General features: G+C 42.2%; 16 protein-coding genes. 2 read left to right on the top strand and 14 right to left on the bottom strand.

Annotated features, from left to right (window positions below):
* The first annotated feature begins 194 nt into the window (after window positions 1-194).
* The gene (locus tag UH38_RS05425) at window positions 195-404 is read left to right on the top strand and encodes a hypothetical protein (RefSeq protein ID WP_045053625.1); all 210 of its coding nucleotides are present in this window, start codon (window positions 195-197) and stop codon (window positions 402-404) included.
* A gap of 157 nt (window positions 405-561) precedes the next feature.
* On the opposite strand, the gene UH38_RS05420 is transcribed toward UH38_RS05425, so the two are convergent.
* From UH38_RS05420 to UH38_RS05360, 13 genes are all read right to left on the bottom strand, one after another.
* On the bottom strand, window positions 562-1,956 hold the full coding sequence (locus tag UH38_RS05420; RefSeq protein WP_045053624.1) for a UDP-glucose dehydrogenase family protein: 1,395 nt from the start codon (window positions 1,954-1,956) through the stop codon (window positions 562-564).
* A 179-nt stretch (window positions 1,957-2,135) separates the two neighbouring features.
* Window positions 2,136-3,083, bottom strand: coding sequence for a UDP-glucuronic acid decarboxylase family protein (locus tag UH38_RS05415; protein WP_045053623.1), 948 nt, complete (start codon window positions 3,081-3,083; stop codon window positions 2,136-2,138).
* A 96-nt stretch (window positions 3,084-3,179) separates the two neighbouring features.
* On the bottom strand, window positions 3,180-4,325 hold the full coding sequence (locus UH38_RS05410) for an endo-1,4-beta-xylanase (protein ID WP_045053622.1): 1,146 nt from the start codon (window positions 4,323-4,325) through the stop codon (window positions 3,180-3,182).
* On the bottom strand, window positions 4,318-5,088 hold the full coding sequence (locus tag UH38_RS05405; RefSeq protein ID WP_082065314.1) for a WecB/TagA/CpsF family glycosyltransferase: 771 nt from the start codon (window positions 5,086-5,088) through the stop codon (window positions 4,318-4,320). Before UH38_RS05405 ends, UH38_RS05410 begins: the two co-directional genes overlap by 8 nt.
* A gap of 10 nt (window positions 5,089-5,098) precedes the next feature.
* The gene (locus tag UH38_RS05400) at window positions 5,099-6,103 is read right to left on the bottom strand and encodes a glycosyltransferase family 2 protein (protein ID WP_045053621.1); all 1,005 of its coding nucleotides are present in this window, start codon (window positions 6,101-6,103) and stop codon (window positions 5,099-5,101) included.
* Between the two features lie 49 nt (window positions 6,104-6,152).
* Window positions 6,153-7,094, bottom strand: coding sequence for a glycosyltransferase family 2 protein (locus tag UH38_RS05395; RefSeq protein ID WP_045053620.1), 942 nt, complete (start codon window positions 7,092-7,094; stop codon window positions 6,153-6,155).
* Between the two features lie 13 nt (window positions 7,095-7,107).
* Entirely contained in the window at window positions 7,108-8,151 is a 1,044-nt protein-coding gene (locus UH38_RS05390) for a glycosyltransferase (protein WP_045053619.1), read from the bottom strand.
* Entirely contained in the window at window positions 8,151-9,479 is a 1,329-nt protein-coding gene (locus tag UH38_RS05385) for an O-antigen ligase family protein (RefSeq protein WP_045053618.1), read from the bottom strand. The genes UH38_RS05390 and UH38_RS05385 overlap by 1 nt, the downstream gene beginning before the upstream one ends.
* Window positions 9,480-9,483: 4 nt before the next feature.
* Window positions 9,484-10,653 (bottom strand): glycosyltransferase family 2 protein, encoded by a 1,170-nt coding sequence (locus UH38_RS05380; protein WP_082065313.1) that lies wholly within the window; start codon window positions 10,651-10,653, stop codon window positions 9,484-9,486.
* On the bottom strand, window positions 10,650-11,942 hold the full coding sequence (locus tag UH38_RS05375; protein WP_045053617.1) for an oligosaccharide flippase family protein: 1,293 nt from the start codon (window positions 11,940-11,942) through the stop codon (window positions 10,650-10,652). The genes UH38_RS05380 and UH38_RS05375 overlap by 4 nt, the downstream gene beginning before the upstream one ends.
* A 1-nt stretch (window position 11,943) precedes the next feature.
* Window positions 11,944-14,130: a GumC family protein gene (locus tag UH38_RS05370; RefSeq protein WP_045053616.1), complete on the bottom strand. Its 2,187-nt coding sequence runs from the start codon at window positions 14,128-14,130 to the stop codon at window positions 11,944-11,946.
* A 54-nt stretch (window positions 14,131-14,184) separates the two neighbouring features.
* Window positions 14,185-15,627 carry a sugar transferase gene (locus UH38_RS05365; protein ID WP_045053615.1) on the bottom strand — a complete coding sequence of 481 codons (1,443 nt, stop codon included), beginning with the start codon at window positions 15,625-15,627 and terminating at the stop codon, window positions 14,185-14,187.
* Between the two features lie 479 nt (window positions 15,628-16,106).
* On the bottom strand, window positions 16,107-16,577 hold the full coding sequence (locus UH38_RS05360; RefSeq protein WP_045053614.1) for a DUF2141 domain-containing protein: 471 nt from the start codon (window positions 16,575-16,577) through the stop codon (window positions 16,107-16,109).
* A 43-nt stretch (window positions 16,578-16,620) separates the two neighbouring features.
* Between UH38_RS05360 and UH38_RS05355 the strand changes: the two genes are divergently transcribed.
* Window positions 16,621-17,220 carry a hypothetical protein gene (locus UH38_RS05355; protein WP_045053613.1) on the top strand — a complete coding sequence of 200 codons (600 nt, stop codon included), beginning with the start codon at window positions 16,621-16,623 and terminating at the stop codon, window positions 17,218-17,220.
* On the opposite strand, the gene UH38_RS05350 is transcribed toward UH38_RS05355, so the two are convergent.
* A complete protein-coding gene (locus UH38_RS05350; RefSeq protein WP_045053612.1) occupies window positions 17,192-17,521 on the bottom strand; it encodes a polysaccharide biosynthesis/export family protein in 330 nt (109 codons plus the stop codon). The two genes, UH38_RS05355 and UH38_RS05350, sit on opposite strands and share 29 nt — an antisense overlap.
* Between the last annotated feature and the right edge of the window lie 9 nt (window positions 17,522-17,530).

The raw sequence follows: 17,530 nt of genomic DNA, 5'->3' as shown, positions 1-17,530 counted from the left end.
TAAAACTCTGTATATTCCACATTGTCTTCGTTTTATTTGATACTTTAAATTGAGAATTAACGTATATTCGATGACAAGGCAATTTCTTTAACTTTATATTTATTTTCTTTACTTATCCTTGATTAAATTAGATATTTTAAGTGATTTACTATAAATATAAGCAAAGACAACTTGAAACAAAAAGGAAACCATAAATGACTACTCTAACTGTATTACTTTTTAGCGTTTTAGCTTTATCCTATATTTTCTCTGGTTTTGTTTGCTGGCTAATTTTTCTAAATCATTTTCAGCAAAATTCTACACTTCAAGGATGGCAAAGATATTTAGCAATGTTATCTAGTGTTTTGCTCGTAGGTTTTTGGCCCGCCTGGATAATCAATAAAGCTGCCAAACAGCCAGCCTAGTTTGAGCATAAATATTTTCGTATGCAAACTTTTTATTATTAACCAGAATTAGGATTTATACATAAACAACGCGTAGGGGGCGCAATGCATTGCGCCCCCTACGCGGGAAAAAACAAAATATTGTTATTCCAAATCCTAACCGCGTTCTATCCTCAAATTAGCTCCCAACACCAAGGTATTGAAAACCACATTGTTCTAAGGCTTGGCGATCGAGGAAATTACGACCATCAATCATCACAGGCGAATTCATCAAGCTAGCCATTTTACTGTAGTCAAGATCGCGAAACTGTTGCCAGTCAGTTACTAGAACCAATGCATCGCAGCGATCGGCTAATCGTTCGGCATCAGTTTCAACTATTACACCTGATAGCCCATCGCGCAAACCAGACTGAGAAACAATCGGATCGTACGCCTTTACCGTAGCGCCCAATCGGTTAAGCTGTTCGATCAAGTGCAGGGCTGGCGCATCGCGCATATCGTCGGTATCGGGCTTAAAAGTTAGTCCTAGCAAGCCTACAGTTTTACCCTTCAAGATTTTGAGTACCTGTTGCAACTTTTCAATCAAAATTAGTCTTTGACGTTGGTTGACACTAACTGCGGCTTTGAGCAAATGAGCTTCGTAACCATAATCGTTAGCTGTGTGAATTAAAGCTGAGACATCTTTGGGGAAACAAGAACCACCCCAGCCGATACCTGCTTGTAAGAACTTATTGCCGATACGGGAGTCTAAACCTATACCTTGAGCTACTTGAGTCACGTTTGCACCAACACGATCGCATATATTCGCTACTTCATTAATAAAACTAATTTTGGTAGCCAAAAATGCATTGGCTGCATATTTAATCATCTCTGCCGAACTCAAATCTGTCACTAATACAGGTACAGATGGTAAATCTCGATTTGCTGCAAACTGACGTTGAGTAATTGGCTCGTATAGTTCCTGCATAATAGCGATCGCTTGGGGACAGTTGCTACCCAACACAATCCGATCTGGGTTAAAGGTATCGTACACAGCCGAACCTTCACGCAAAAACTCTGGATTGCTGACGACATCAAATTCTGCTGCTTGCTCTAAAGTTGAGCGGCTACCAACAAGAGCGCCCACTAAAGTCTTTTGGCTTTCGTTAACTCCACTTTGGACGATCGCTCGCACCCAGTCGCCAGAACCAATCGGTACAGTTGATTTGTTGACAATTACTTTATATTCGCCTTGACTATCGTTGAGATGTTCGCCAATTCCACGCGCCACAGCTTCTACATAACGAGTATCGCTTTCACCTGTGGGCAAAGGAGGCGTACCAACAGCAATAAATAATACTGTCCCGTGAGCAACACCCGCGCCCAAATCGGTTGTAAATTCTAAAAGTCCAGCTTGGCTGGATGATTGCATAATTTCTGTAAGTCCTGGCTCAAAAATAGGCGATCGCCCAGATTGCAACATCTTGACTTTTTCTTCGTTGTTATCCACGCAGATAACATGATGCCCAATATGAGCTAAACAAGCGCCAGTAACTAAACCGACGTAACCAGTACCGATGACACAAACACGCATAGTTAATACTCCTTAAGTAGATGAGAGATAGGGATAAGGGGACAAGGGGGGCAAGGGGGACAAGGGAGAATTTAGTTTAATTTTTCCTTTCTTTACTGCTTCCCTACTTTTGACTTTTTCCTTTTTCTTTTCTTTACTGCTTCCCTACTTTTGACTTTTGACTTTTTCCTTTTTCCTTTCTATACTTCAGCCTTTAGTGGGCTAGGGATGCGAGCGCGAAAATCATTTACAGTTAGTTTTAAGCCTTCTGATAAGGGGACTTTTGGCTCCCAGTTGAGGAAAGTTTTTGCCCGCGTAATGTCAGGGCGACGGCGGCGGGGATCGTCTTGCGGTAATGGCTCAAATTTAAGCTTGGCTTGGGGGTCGATTAAATTTTGGACGGCGCTAGCCAATTCTAAAATTGTGTACTCGTCTTGATTGCCCAAGTTAACTGGACCAATATAATCGCCATCCATCAGGCGCATCAGTCCTTCTACTAAGTCAGAGACATAGCAAAAACTCCGCGTTTGCGAACCGTCGCCATATACAGTTAATGGAATGCCCTTTAAAGCTTGCACAACTAAATTACTGACTACTCGCCCGTCGTTTTCTAACATCCTCGGTCCGTAAGTATTAAAGATACGGGCGACGCGAATATCTACATCATTTTGACGGTGATAGTCAAAAGCTATAGTTTCGGCAATTCGCTTGCCTTCGTCATAACAGCTACGAATACCGATGGTGTTGACGTTGCCGCGATATTCTTCTACTTGAGGATGTACTTCTGGATCGCCGTACACTTCAGATGTGGAAGCGAGGAGAAATCGGGCTTTGACTCTTTTAGCCAAACCTAGCATATTCAGCGTACCGACAACATTTGTTTTTACTGTCTTAACTGGGTTGAACTGGTAATGAATGGGTGAAGCAGGACAAGCCAAGTGATAGATGCGATCGCATTCTAATCGGATTGGTTCGGTAATATCATGACGGATCAGTTCAAAATAAGGATGATTCATCCATTTGAGGATGTTGCGCTTATGTCCTGTATAGAAGTTATCTAAACAAATAACTTCATGTCCATCTGTCATTAAGCGATCTATTAGGTGGGAGCCAATAAAGCCCGCACCGCCTGTAACCAGTATTCTCATTTGTTTGATAAGTAGTTAATGTGTTTAAGAGTGACAAGTCAAAATCGCAGGTTTAAGTCTTCACGCCCAGTCCCAGAACTAAGAACTGGTCACTGGTCACTGCTTTAAAGCGCTGTCTGCTGCGCGAGCGATCGCATTCCACGCCAATTTCCGCTTCAGTTTGGCATCAAGGGGCAATGGACGCACAGGAGCGCGGTCTTTGCGGGGTTTTTGACTTTCTAGCCATGTATAGCGATCGCTCAAACCCCATGTCAACACTGCGATTACTGCTGGTTCTTCTAGGGCTACATTCAAGTAATCTTCGTAAGAACCAGCAACGATGCGATCGCGCGTGTCAATATTTTTAGGCAGTTTTTGGTCTGTAACGTCCATTTCGGTAATCATTATCTTCAGACCGAGACTAGCAACATCACGCATAAAAGTTTTTAGCTTTTTGGCATTGAAGCGGTCAGCATCCCCCCGTAAATGAGCCTGGATTCCCAAAGCGTGAATTGGAGTGCCGCGAGACTTGAGACGTTCTAGAAGCTTGAGTACAGCAGTTCTTCTGGCTTCTTGATCCTTGGTGTCGTACTCTAAGTGATGGTCGTTGTAGGCTAACATTGCTTGCGGATCTGCCTCGTGGGCGGCGCGAAAGGCAGTTTCAATGTAGTCTGGTCCCAAAAACTGCAACCAGGGCCATTGACGCAAACCGTCAGTGCGTCCATCATCAGGATGAACTGCTTCGTTGACTACATCCCAAGAATGAATCTTTCCAGCATAGCGTCCGACGACTGTGGCAATATGTTGTTGCAGCAGTTGTTCGGCATTTCGGCTGTCAACTTTAGTTGCAAACCATTTCGGTAAAGCTTCGTGCCACACTAGAGTGTGTCCGCGCATCAGCAGACCTTGAGAGCGAGCAAAGTTAACTAGCCAATCGCTAGCAGCAAAGCTAAAGCGATCGGGAGTAGGACGCAAAGCTTTCCACTTCAATTCGCTTTCTGGAACGAGGATGGCGCACTCAGCAGCGACACGGTTGGCAAAAGGTAGGTCTGAGGAAAGGGAACGGTGAGAAACTGCCGCTCCGTAGAGCAATCCTTTGGTTGCAAAGCGATCGCGCAGGGGACTATTACCAACTACGGCAAAATCTCTATTAGCATAATTAGCTGCTTGACTTGGTTTGTACAAGTTTTTGATTTTGCTTGCCAGGATGAAACCACCTAGACCTAAAATAAAGGTGCGCCGTTTAATTTTGCGTTTAGTCATAACTTGGCTGCCTGTTGAAAATCCCTTGTTTGAGGACGCGATACAAAAATAAGGGGTTGCCCAGGATATAGCGTTGCCACAAGCGGCGCGGCTCAAAATACAACCGCGCCAACCATTCTAGTCCGCGATCTGTCATCCAGCGAGGTCCTCGCGCTACCGTATCTGTATAGAAATCTAGACACGCTCCCATTGGCACAAATACGCCTGTTTCTACTTGCTCTAAGTTGTCTAAAATCCACCGTTCTTGGATGGGCATCCCAAAACCGACAAATAGGATTCCTGGCTTAAAGTTATTGATTTTTGCAATTACCGCATCGTTTTCGGCTCCAGACTTGTCAAAATAGCCGTGATGCCCTTGAATTTGCAGATTAGGGGCGATCGCTTTAAATTTGGCGATCGCTTTGTCTGTTATACCCGGTTTACCTGCTAGCAGAAATACAGATATATTTTGCCGCTCGCAAGCTAAAATCCAATCTTCAATAAAGTCTGCAAATGTCATGCGATGCTCGGATTTAAGCCCGTGACCAAATAAATTAGCTCCTAATAAAACACCAAAGCCATCGCAAAAAACTAGCTCGGATTTATTTAAAAAATCTCGATACCAAGGTTGTTCCCAAGCTAGATTCATCGCCTTGATATTTACGTTGCTAGCAATTATCTTTGCCTGACTTTTTGCTGCTGCTACTGTGTATTCTATTAATTGCCGCACATTTACTTTATGAAATCTAGTTTTTAGCAAAACTACTTCTTCAAACTTTTGCATTTCTATTACCTCAATTAGCTAAAGCGAAACAAAGATTTTTGACTTTTTCTTGCCATAAACTGCTGCAATTAGCAGCAAACAATTTGGGGTCTTCTCCATTTACAGCAATATCTTTATTTCCTAATTCATAAGTCAAACGTTCCAAAAAGTCTTGGGGAGAAGATAGTAAAGCACCAATCCCATACTTAATTGCCCCTGCATAAGCCTTTTTACCCAAATGGATATTTGTCATTCGCATATTTGTTCTAAAATTTAGTTTTTTGTTATCAAGCAGCATAATTAGTTGCTCTTTTACCAATTCATAAGGTAATGGTTGGAGATCCCACAAGTGCGAAATCAGCAAGTATTGTACGTACAATGTGTTAGTAGATTGTTCGCGGAGATTGCTACTACTTACACTGTTTGTATTCAAGCGAAATCCTACTGTTTCTTCAGGAATTAGTCTAATTTCATGCAACAAAGCCATGCGCCACCACAAGTCAATATCTTCAATATGCAAATCAAAGCGATATCCACCCACATCTTTTGCTTTTGCAACATTCAAGGCTGCGGTGGGGTGACAAATTGCTAATAAGTATCCTGCTTTTGTCAAGCTAGTAAGAACATCAGGCGATGCTTTCGTAGTTCTAAAAGTGCCAAAACTTTCGGCATTTTGATAATACTTAGCATAGGAATAAAACATTCCTGCATCTGGATATTTGTTTATAGACTCTGCAATTAGTTCAATTCTGTTAGGGTAAGCAATATCATCTGCATCTTGGCGTACTAGCCAAGGAGTTTCTACCTCAGCAAGCATTCTATTTAAGGTTGCAGTTAATCCCCTATTTGATTGAGTAATTATTTTAAATCTAGAATCTTGAATAGATTTTAAATAATCCAAACTATCATCGGTAGAACCATCATCAATTGCTAATACTTGAAAATCTGAGTAAGTTTGGCGCAGAAGACTATCAATAGTTTCTGGCAAAAATGGCATTGCATTATAAACAGGTAATCCAATCGTTACTAATGACACTATTTTTCCCTCTTACCAAAATGTAAAATTTATTATTTTGCTGCTCAATCTATGCACTTTTTATGCTTGAAGATTGCTTAGTTAGCAAAGCGCGAATAGAGCGGCGAGTTTCTTGGGGAATTAGCCACAAACCAAAATAAAGAAGAAAATCAATAAGTTGCGGTTTACCAAGTATCGCCTCTGATAACAACGGTAAAAATTCTTGCCATGCCCGTTCCTGCGCTGCTTGTGCGCCCACTTCTACCATGATGAAAGCCGAATAAGCGCGAGGCGTAACTAGATTTTTGTTCTCTTGAATCCATGCCAGTGAATTACGCCAGTTGCTCGTAGTGCTGACAGTGTTACGTTTTTCATCTACATACCAAATAGCCAAAGGTTCAGACACAAACTCAATTCCTATACCTGCTAAATTGCTCGCACGCAACAACCAGTCCCAATCTTGATGTCTGAGCAAATCGGTTCTAAACGGAACTTGTTGAAGTAGTTGCTTTTTTGTTAGCAGTACAGAAGTTTGAATTAATCCTTCTCCTTGAAACAGAGAATTACGCGCCAACAAGTATTCGCTAATTGGCTCTGACAACGATAAAAATCTCCTTGGGCGAATATAGTCACCTTTGGGCGAACGAGCCGTCAAACGACTAGCAACAATAGGCAACTCGTACTGAGAACCTTTGGCAACTTCAATCTGTCGCTCTAGCTTTTGGGGAAACCATTCATCATCGTCATCTAAAAAAGCAATCCATTCTCCTACCGCTGCAGACACGCCAGCATTTCGAGCCGCCGCTGCACCGCCTCTAACTGGTAGTTCGATGACTTTCAATCGCGAATCGTCTATTTCTTCTAGGACTTCACGAGTGCAAGCATCTGAACCATCAATGACAACTATGACTTCTATTTCTGTAAAAGTTTGTGCCAGCGCACTTTTAACGGCTCGTTCCACTATTAGCGGTCGATTGCGCGTAGGGATAACGGTACTAATAATTGGCTGCAAAATTACCTCCTATTTATTTTATGTCTGCAATAAATTTGTAGGCACAAATAGTCTGCTTTGCTAGTTCCTGCCAATCGAGAGCTTCGAGGGGAGCTTGCTCTGAACGTGGCGTGTGCAATGCCCACTGCATCGCATCTTCAATATGTGCTGTCGTCAGTTCTCCCGTGTAAGCGCGTACCCAATCTGCACCTACTTGGGCTTGAAGTTCGCTCAAAGTACCGCGCAGAGGCACTAAAATCGGGCGATCGAAAGAAAGGGCTAACAAGGCGCTACCAGAATTTAAAATTTCGCGGTACGGCAAAACTACCAAGTCAGCAGCGCGAAAGTAGAGTTGTGCTTTGCTTTGAGGGATAAAATTTAAGTAGGTTCGGACTCGATTATCTGTGCCAACTTCAGATGCGATCGCATCTGCTTGAGCCGGAAATTCGGGTAATCCAGCAATACAGAGCATTGCCTCTGGATCTGCAACCTGCTTAAAAGCTTTAATTAGCTGGGGTACGTTTTTGTAAGCTCTAATTCTGCCAAAGAACAGCACTACCTTTGCTGACTTAGGAATTTGTAGCTCTACACGAGCGGCTTCACGGCTGATGCCATCTTCATACTCACCGCGATAATGACCGTGAGGAATAACAAAACCGGGCAAATTTTTGAGTTGGGGAAAACGTTTTTGGGCTGCTTCCATCCCAGCTTGGCTAAGAGTAATATAGCCATCTAATCGCCAGATAAAAGCTCGCCAAAACCAAGCTTCTAATTGAGGATAAAACTGTTCGTGAGCCGCCAGATTGTGGACAGTCCAGACAGTTTTCGCACCCCGCGATCGCGCCCAATCTAGTTGCAGGAGTAAAGCTTGAATTTTGATTAATGCCTTGAGTAAGTTGCGATTGTTTAAAGGCAATTCGGGCCAATGTAGATGACAGATTTTGTAGTTGTTGGCGATCGCTTGTTTCAAGGAAAACTCATCTACACCAACTCCTAAGTCTTTCATGTATGAATACAGCAACCAGTTATAGGGATTTTCCTTACGGCTGCTAAAAGCAGGGCGAGCTAAAACTTGCATTACACTGTCCTTCTTTGCGTACGCGGTGTGATTTTTTTAATTGATTTCTTCTTGACTTTCTGCTGCAAAAACTTCTTTACATCTGCAACAACGTAGTCGTGACTTTTGTATGTAGAAAGGGATATTGATACGTAAAGTATCCAGAGAAAGTTGTGTCGTAACAGCGAACTTTCTGTCAGGTTTGCTAGCAATAAAAACGTCAAATATGCTAGCGGCAAAAGTCCTTCTGAATTAGAATTTTGACGCAACCAAGCGATCGACCGTAAATAGACTGCGATAAAACTAAAAGCAAAAATAGATAATCCTAATAAACCTAAATCGAGCCACAGGTCTAAAAACCCATTATGAGAATGGGGAGGTTCCCACCTGACAATATGCCAAACATCAATAGAGTTGCCATTTAAGCCCAGCCAAAAACCTCCATATCCATAGCCCAGCCAAGGACGTTCGCCAATTTTTTCTAGTACAGCGCTCCAAAGATCCGTCCGCCCAGTGAGGGTAAAGTCTCGTCCAAAAACTGCCAAAATACTTTCTGCAGTATCCACTAATAACATCGCAACACCTGCACCTATTAAAATTGCCGCGATGAAAAAGGGGACAGCTAGGGTGTAGTTCCAGCGCAAAGCTTTGTAAAAAGGCAGCAAAATTAAAATAGTCAGCAAGATAATTAAGGCTGATTTTGAAGTTGAGCCTAGAACTAGAATGATGGAAAGGATAAAACCACCCCACATCAACCAGCGATACTTGCCTTTACTATTAGCACTGATGAAAAAGGCGATCGCACTGAGAACCATAATCCGAGCCAAGATATTTTTGTGACCGTATATGCCCTGCCATGCGCCTGTGTGGGCTACTGTTTCCGCTGTGCTGATACTGCCCATTCCCATCACCCCATAGCTTGGTAGAGCGATCGCAAAAACTAGACTGAGCGTTGCACCAATCCCGAATACCCAAGTCAATAGATGTAACTGCTCTTTCAAGCTGTAGCGTGCGGCAAAATACACTCCGAACAAGGTAATTCGCACGAAATTGATACTGGTAGCGAGGGTAGTTGAGGGTACGTCAGACCATAATGTTGAAAATAGAGCGATCGCTACCAAAACCCATAAGAGTTTTTCCCTCAGCACAGTACGCCCAACTCGCTTGTAATCAGCCACAATCAGCAGCACTGTAACTGCCTGAATTCCTAACAGCAATACTTTACTAATAGGATCGTTCTGACTGCCGCTAGGCGCTGTCCCGCCATTAAGCAAGACTGTTATCGCTCCAGTGAAGAACAAAAGCGAGAACACTACAAATCCTTTTTCAATCAGCTTAAGTAGGTTCACAGCTTTAACACTTCTCCACTCTTGTGTTGCTTGCTTCCCAAGAAAAAGCTCTTTTGAGTTGGTTGCCAAGCCAATCTAAACTTCTAGGGCGCGATTGAGGCACAAATAGCCAATCAATAGCTGGCTTTGCCATCTGCAAAGGCAATAGTCCTACCCAAATAAACCAAGCCATCAATAAAAGCTGTTTTCGCCAAGTTAATTTTGAATATCGCCAAACTGCCCATACTCCCCGATAAGCTAAAACCAAAGGCGAATCAAAAGACACTGGATGATTTTCGGGATTGAGGCGTAAAGAAGCAATTCTAGTTTTCAAATGCAGATAGTCGCGATCGCTGAATTTGGGGATTTTGTAGCCCAACTCGCCGAATTTATCTGCTAGAAGTTCGTGCCGATATAAGTCATGCTGCACGAACTGGGAAAGTTTCTCAGTCTCAACATTTTGACTCAAAGCCCACAAATTATCGCCATGAATGCGGTAAGCTCCAAGGGTTTGCTCTATAGCAGCTACTTGCCCGTCAAAGGGAACTAAGGTAACTAAATAGCTATCAGCGGAAATCCGATACTTGGTTTCTGGAATGGGAAAGATTTTGTTTAACCCAGTTCTATGAAAACTGTTACCAGTAGTTACTGGGGTTTCATAACGTCCCTTTTCCAGCAAAATCGGCAATACTTCGCCATTGTCTAAGCGTCTTTCTCGTGGTGGATAAGTTCCCAGTATCTTCCCCCCGATGTCAACTATATCTAGGTAATATTGCACCTTAGCTATGCCTGGTTGCCAGACGGCGACTATGCGCTCGATGGTGTCAGCAAATAAATAATCATCAGCATCTAAAAAGCTGACAATTTCTCCCTGGCTGGCTGCAAATCCGGCATTAAAAGCTGAAGCTTGTCCGCCATTTTCTTTGAATACGGGGATAATTTTGTCTCCGTAACTGGCAATAATTTCCCGCGAATTATCGGTAGAACCGTCGTCTACAGCAATGACCTCAATATGGGCATAAGTTTGATTCAAAGCACTGTCAATTGCTTGACGCAAAAATCTGCCGTAGTTGTAGTTATTGACGATGATGCTCGCTAGCAAATTATCCTTACTGTATCTTTGGCGATTTGCTACCTCAATTTGTGTTGTCTGCTGCCAACCTACAAGTTTCTTGTCTGTGGGGGAAATAATCATGCTTTCTCCTCAGAAGTTTGCAATTGTTGTCGGTAAATAAATGCCACTGCGATCCACAAGCTAAGGACTAAAAAGCCATCGGAAGCCAAACTCGCCCATGCTGCACCCTGCCAGGAATAGGTGGGAATCAGCCACAAGTTAAGCGAGACATTGAAAATAGCGACGATCGCTTGCATGGCACTACGGATGCCCTGAAATCCCGCTCCTGTAAGCGTATCGGCTGCAAAATAATGTAGGGATTTGAGTAAAGGCAAAGGTGCTAACCAGCGCAAAGCAGCGATCGCATCTTGATATTCACTGCCTAAGATGTAAGGTACAACTGGAGCTAGGCAAAATAAAGCAATGCCTACACCTACGCCATAGAGTGCAGCAAGAGGTAACAGGCGTTTGGCAAAACTCATCGTTCCGGTAATGCCAGATGCGCCATGCTGAAAGAACTTAGTATAAGCAGCCGCTAAAAGCGATCGCACAGGTACAAAGGCAACATCTATCAAACGGTACGCAGATGCATATATACCTGTAGCTGAAAGCGTGGCAAGCCGCGCTAGCATTGTTTTATCGATATCGTTATATACAGTTTGAGCAGATAACCCAATTGAGAAGTAAAACCCTTCCGCAATCTCTGGCTTGATTCGCCATAGTGCCAACTTGGGATAACCAAGCGATCGATGCACCAAAAACACTGCAATTAGTGCCGAAACAGCGGTGCTAATTAAGTATAAAAAAGTCCATGTCTTAGCTTGGGGATGGGCAAACAAGCTCACCAAAGCCAACGCAGCAATGATTCTTGTCACCTGTGGCAAAATATTGAGTTGTGCCGTTTTACTCAGCCACAAAACAGCCTGAAAGGCTTGTCCGGCAACATCTAGAATTCTGGCAAAAATTAAGTCAGTCAAACAAACTAAAACTATCAATGCCAAAGGAATTGTTTTAGGTAAAGTGGCGGGGGCAATTAGTAGCACCAAAGCAAACAAGCCCAAACCAGAAACCACAATCATCCACAGCGCATTGCCCCAATACTCGGCAAACAAAGCTTTGTTTCTCGACACATTTTTAATCAAGAGATTTCCACTGCCGAGACTGGCAAAAGGAGCCAAGATAGAAATCAACGCTGTGACACCAACAAAAGCGCCATATTGTTCAGGTCCGAGGACTCTTGCAATAATTACAAAGTAGCCAGCTTGCAAAACCAAGCGCAAACCTTGAGCAAGCAGCATCCACAAAGTATTTTTTGCTAAAGAGTTTTGCTTTAAGTAAGTTAAAGGGAGTTTGAGTTTACTGAAATTCATCTCAAATTCCCTCTACACTGCGCTCTTTGTTAGATACTTTCAAGCTGGGAACATCTTCATCGCTATAGTATTCTTTGCCAAAGTAGAAGTAGCTATCTGATTCGTTTTCGACAATTACGCCATTGACTACCAAACCCAAGACATTTTGATCCGATCGCTCTAACGACTCTTGCGCTGCCCCTGCTGCCCTAGAATCAAGCACTCCAGGTCGCGCTACCAACAAAATGCCATCTGTCATTTTGCCCAAAGTGACAGCATCAGCAGCTACTAATAACGGCGGTGCATCGACGATGACAAAATCATAAGTTGCCGAAAAATCGTCAATCAACGTCGCCATGCGCTGAGAATTGAGTAAAGCGATCGGATTAGGAGGCATTACCCCAGCCGTAAGTACATCTAAGTTTTTGATTGCTGTGCGTACTGATGTCTTAAATTCAGATTGACCGACAATCACATCACTCAAACCAGTAATATTGTTCAGCTTCCAGATATGATGCTGAACTGGGCGGCGCATATCTGCATCAACCAACAACACCCGATACCCTAGTTGCGCCATCGCCGTAGCTAAGTTTGCCGAAACTGTTGATTTACCTTCTCTTGGCACAGAACTGGTAACGACAATAACGCGCAATGGTTTATCAGAACTAAGAAACTTCAAATTAGCTTGCAGCATCCGGTAGGCTTCGCTCAAAGGCGATCGCGGCATATCTCTAACTGGCAGTTCGGGAATTGTCGCTTCTGCATCTTTACCGCGCGAATTGGCTTTTTTGCCCAACATAGGAATAGTTCCTAAAAAGGTATAGCCAAAGAGTTCCTGCGCTTCTTTGAGGGTTTTAACTGATGTATCTCTAACTTCTAAAATGATGATAGTAGCGCCAGCAAGTAAAGCACTGACGATTACTCCTAACCCTAGAATCATCACTCGAAGCTTAATTGAAGCCTTATCAGGAACTAAAGCAGGCTCAACAATACTGGCATTACCAGTATTTTGATTTTCTGCAACCTTCAATTCTTGCAGCTTTTGCAACAGACTTTGATAGGTAGATTGAGAAGCTTGCAGTTGGCGTTCTAGTTCTCTTTGATTCTGTTCTAACTTAGGAAAAACGTTCGCTCTTTGTTTGTAAGTATCTTGGGTGCTAGATAGTAAAGCTAACTGCTTGGCTAAACCTAAGCGTTCTGCTTCTGATTGCACCAGTTCTTCGTTTAGTTTTTGTTTGCTTTCGCCAATTTGCAAATTTGCACCTTGCACTGGCGAGTTAGTATTTGCTACCCGCTTGTCTAATAAAGCTTTGAGCGCGGCTTGCCTCAATTTCAAATTAACTATGGTGGGATGATCCTCTTGCAAGCGAGTCCGTTCAGTTGCTAGCCGATCTTCTAACTGTTGAGATTCTTCTAGTAGCTTTTGGATTCCACCAGCCTGATTGAGAGAATTTGTCGCTACAGCTTGCGCTGAACTCATACCTACTTGCTGCTGCAAGGTTGCATATCGAGCATTTGCATTAGCTAGTGCAGCTTCAGTTGTATTGATTTGGCTTTCTAGTTCCTTAATAATCCCAACTGCCGATTTTACTTCTTCGTCTAAAGAGACAATTTGATTTTGTTCTTTAAATTGGCGTAGTGCTGCTTCTGCTTGCCGAACTCTAGCTTCAGTCTTGGGTAGCTGATTGGCAATAAATTTACTAGCTTCAACCGCAGCAGTCCGATTGCTGAGTACATTATTTTCTATATAAAGACTCATTAGTTTGTTGACAACAGCAGCAGCTTCCTGGGGGTCGTTACTTTTATAAGTAACTTCTAAGACATCGGTTGCAGCAAGCTGTTTGATATTTTGTTTCTTTAGAAAGCCTTCAGGTAGAAGAACCTCACCATCATTATCTTTAAGATTGAGTGCGGTGATAGTTTGTTGAGCAAGGGGAATAGAACTAAGTACCGCAGCTTCCGTTTTCAAGGGATTTGTTTGTTGCGCTAAAGTATCCAATTCTCCGATTTGCGAACCTAGTCCAGTTGCCGCAGAAGTTTCATTTACTCTCTTGAGTAAAAGCTTTCCTTCTGCTTGATAGGATGATTTTGGCATCATGGCAGCGACAACTGATAGCCCGACGACACAGCTAAATACACCCGCAGCGGGCAGCCAACGCCGTTTTAGAATCAACCACAATTTGTGAATGTCTGCATCTATGAATTCCATATTTGGGGATTGATTTAAATTTACAACAAGAATGTTCTGTGGCTGCGCCTCTACTTAGTAAGCACCTTTTTTACCAAAAATTACGTTGATAGTTTGCAGTAAAATTTTGAAGTCTAATTTCAGCGACCAGCTTTCTATATAAGAAACATCTAGCGCAATTACTTGTTCAAAGTCAGTAATATCGGAGCGACCAGATACTTGCCAAAGTCCTGTAATTCCAGGCATAACATTGTGGCGTACAAAATGATGTTCGGAAAACTTTTCTACATCTCTTAGCGGTAAAGGACGAGGACCAACTAGGCTCATTTCTCCCAAAACTACGTTGAATAGTTGTGGTAATTCATCCAAGCTGTAGCGACGTAAAAATGTACCCAAGGGAGTAATGCGCGGGTCGTTTTTAATCTTAAAAAGTACCCCATCTTTCATTTCGTTGTTAGCTTCTAAATCTTTTTGGATTTTGTCTGCGTTCACAACCATTGTGCGGAATTTCCAAACCTTAAACGGTTTGTTATGCAAGCCAATGCGAGTTTGTTTGTAAAAAATGGGACCTGGAGAATCTAATTTGATGGCTAGAGCAATAACTAAATATAGTGGCGCTGCTAAGAGAATAAAAGCACTAGCACACAAGAAGTCAATGCAGCGTTTGATAAAAAAGTCACTACCGACAATCAACGGTTGTTCAAATTGCAGTACGGGTAAGCTACCCAACATTTTTACTTCCAAATTTCGGGCGATCGCATCTAGTTCTACGGGTAAGATATGTAAGGTAATTCCTGCATTTCTCAATTTCCAGTAAAGGAGCATTTTGCCTTTAATTGACTGCCAAGAGCAAACAAAAACTTCATCTACATTGAGGTTGCAAATTCGCTCTAAAGTAGCTTCCAAAGTTTGTGAATCTGTTGTTATTGACTTGATATCTGTCCATCCAACTAAGTTATAACGACTATCTTGGGTGATTAACTTAGCAGCTTTTTCCCTGTCTTCTAGGCGACTGATAACAAAAGTGGAACTACGAACTGCACCTTTTTGGCGTAAATGCTGTATTGCTGTATCTACACCAAACCTAGCAATGCAAGTAAAAGATACGCTCAATAGCCAAGATAAACCAAAAGTTGACCAAGGTACTAAGTCACTAGGCTGATTAAATAGGGTGACTAATATTAGTAGCAAATAGAAGAAAGTTAATGCTTTAACAAGTTTGAAGTAATTACAACCCTGTTCCCCAGAATTATATAGTCCTGCGGCTGAAAGTACGGTAATTTGAGTTGCCAAAATTGGCAATAGAGAAGCTAAATCGTGCCGTACGTTTTCGGCAATATCTATTGCATTCCCAAAAATCTCAGCAATTTGCCATCCTGAAAGTAAAACAGTGCTATCTAAAAGTATTAGCGCAACTAATAGTTGCCAGTTTCCAGCGACTTTCCTATTAAGTTGTGTTAGCGCAGGTGCGCGTAAATCTAGCTGAGAATTAATTAATGGAGAGCTAGTAGAGGTCATAACGTGTCACTTTCAACCTAGTATGATAATTTGTTGTACGGGCGTACAAATTTATTGCTTTTAACTTTTTAAAAACAATAAGATAGCTGGGGAAATTAATAGCTGAACTTAGTCGATCGAATTGAAAGTGTTTGATTATGGCACTTCAAAATAACCAAGTAGAAGAAATCAACTAAGTTGGAATGATGTGTTATTTTACTTTAGACAAAAAGCTAACTGCTATTACAAATTAGGCAAATGTCGTCTGTAAATTGATAAGCTTAATTATTTAAGTAAATATGAAGTACCAGAGTTGGAGCTTCATGAAAAACTTAAATAGTTAAGATATGAGTTAAAGATAAAATAAAACTTAAAGGATCTCATGGGGAGTATTACTGAAATTTAACTTAATTAAACTTTATCGTTCTCTCAGCAACTCAGTAAATATACGGGTATAATCTATATCTCTATAGACAAAAAAATATAGCAATGAAGAAAGACTATCGAGTTAAATACCTCAACTGTACTTGTACGATGGTACTAACGCCCGCAACGAATACTACTGCGTCTTTAAACTTAGGTGGGGCTGTCTCTGTCTGAGGATTTTGCGAAAATCCGTAACCTTCCACTGGCATTCCCAAATCGTTACGATTGAGCGTGCCATCACTATTGCGATCGTGAATTACTGCAACAGCATAACTGCCAGCTTTAAGATTTTTAAAAGTAATAGTAGTAGGGTTAGCAATTTTCGTACATTGGCGTTGGACTACTTTTTGGCGATTGTTGGGAAATCCTTGGCTGCTAGCAAACAGACTAGCGCAAACTTGCCCCGACTGATTGGCAAAACCACCAACTTGCACTACTAATTTACTATTGAGATTGTTAACTACATTTGCCTGACTACAGGCAGCATTAGCGATCGCACCTACAATTGCCAGCAGACTTGCTCTAGTTCTTAATCCTTTAAGCATCAAACTATTTTAAATTCCCTCAGCAACTTTAGCACACCTGAAAATGAGTCAAACTACTACTACACCTAGTTTTGTTACTAGCTTGACAAATGCAGCAGCAGCCTTACAAAACAATAGTAGAAGTCGCCCAAAAGCAAAAGAAGTCGTCAAAGCTCTACTGCAAGCCGAAAAAGCCGCTAAACAGCAACGGATAATTTATCAAGTAGAATCGCTCATTGGTGACTGGAGGCTTGGTTTTACTGCTCCTCGCCAAGCTCATTTTCAAGGCGATATAGCTGTAGGTAGAGGTTTTTACATACCGCAAAAGATTGCTCCCGCCCAGATTTCTTTCCAAGCTGGGGATAATTTACACATTAGCAATCAAATCCAATTTGGTACGCTGCTATTCAAGCTTACGGGACCTGCGCGATATTTGGGCAAGAAAAATATTATGGCGTTTGACTTTACCTGGATGCAACTAAGCCTATTTAATCGTGTTGTATATAGTGGCAAATTTGGCAGCGATAGAGATTTCGAGAGCCAATCAGTTGCCAAACTACCCTTCTTTGCCTTCTTTCTGGCTACAGATAACTTTATCGCCGCACGCGGGCGCGGCGGCGGATTAGCGCTTTGGGTTAACGCTTCAAGTAACGCGCGTACTTAGCAGAAATAGCTTCTGCTGCTTGCTCTTGAGTTAATCCCAATACAGATACACTCCCAATTAAGGGCAAATATAGCTTCCCATCTGGTGGAATTAGGTACTCGCCGCTATATTCGGGTGCTTCAATGATGTAGATGCGGATGCGATCGCCTCCTGCCAAGTAGTAATCTGTTGGTAGCGGCTGAGATTGAAGTTTACTGGGCATCGGGCTATGTTTAACCTGAGCTTGAACGGGAAGTAAATAGCCCACTAATAAGGCAGTTATCAGCGTTAGAGTTAATTGTTTTGCTAGTTTAGCGTTCATTTTTCTCAA

The organism is Aliterella atlantica CENA595, from assembly GCF_000952155.1.
GTDB classification, from domain to species: domain Bacteria; phylum Cyanobacteriota; class Cyanobacteriia; order Cyanobacteriales; family Chroococcidiopsidaceae; genus Aliterella; species Aliterella atlantica.
This window is presented reverse-complemented; position numbering and strand designations above follow the sequence as displayed.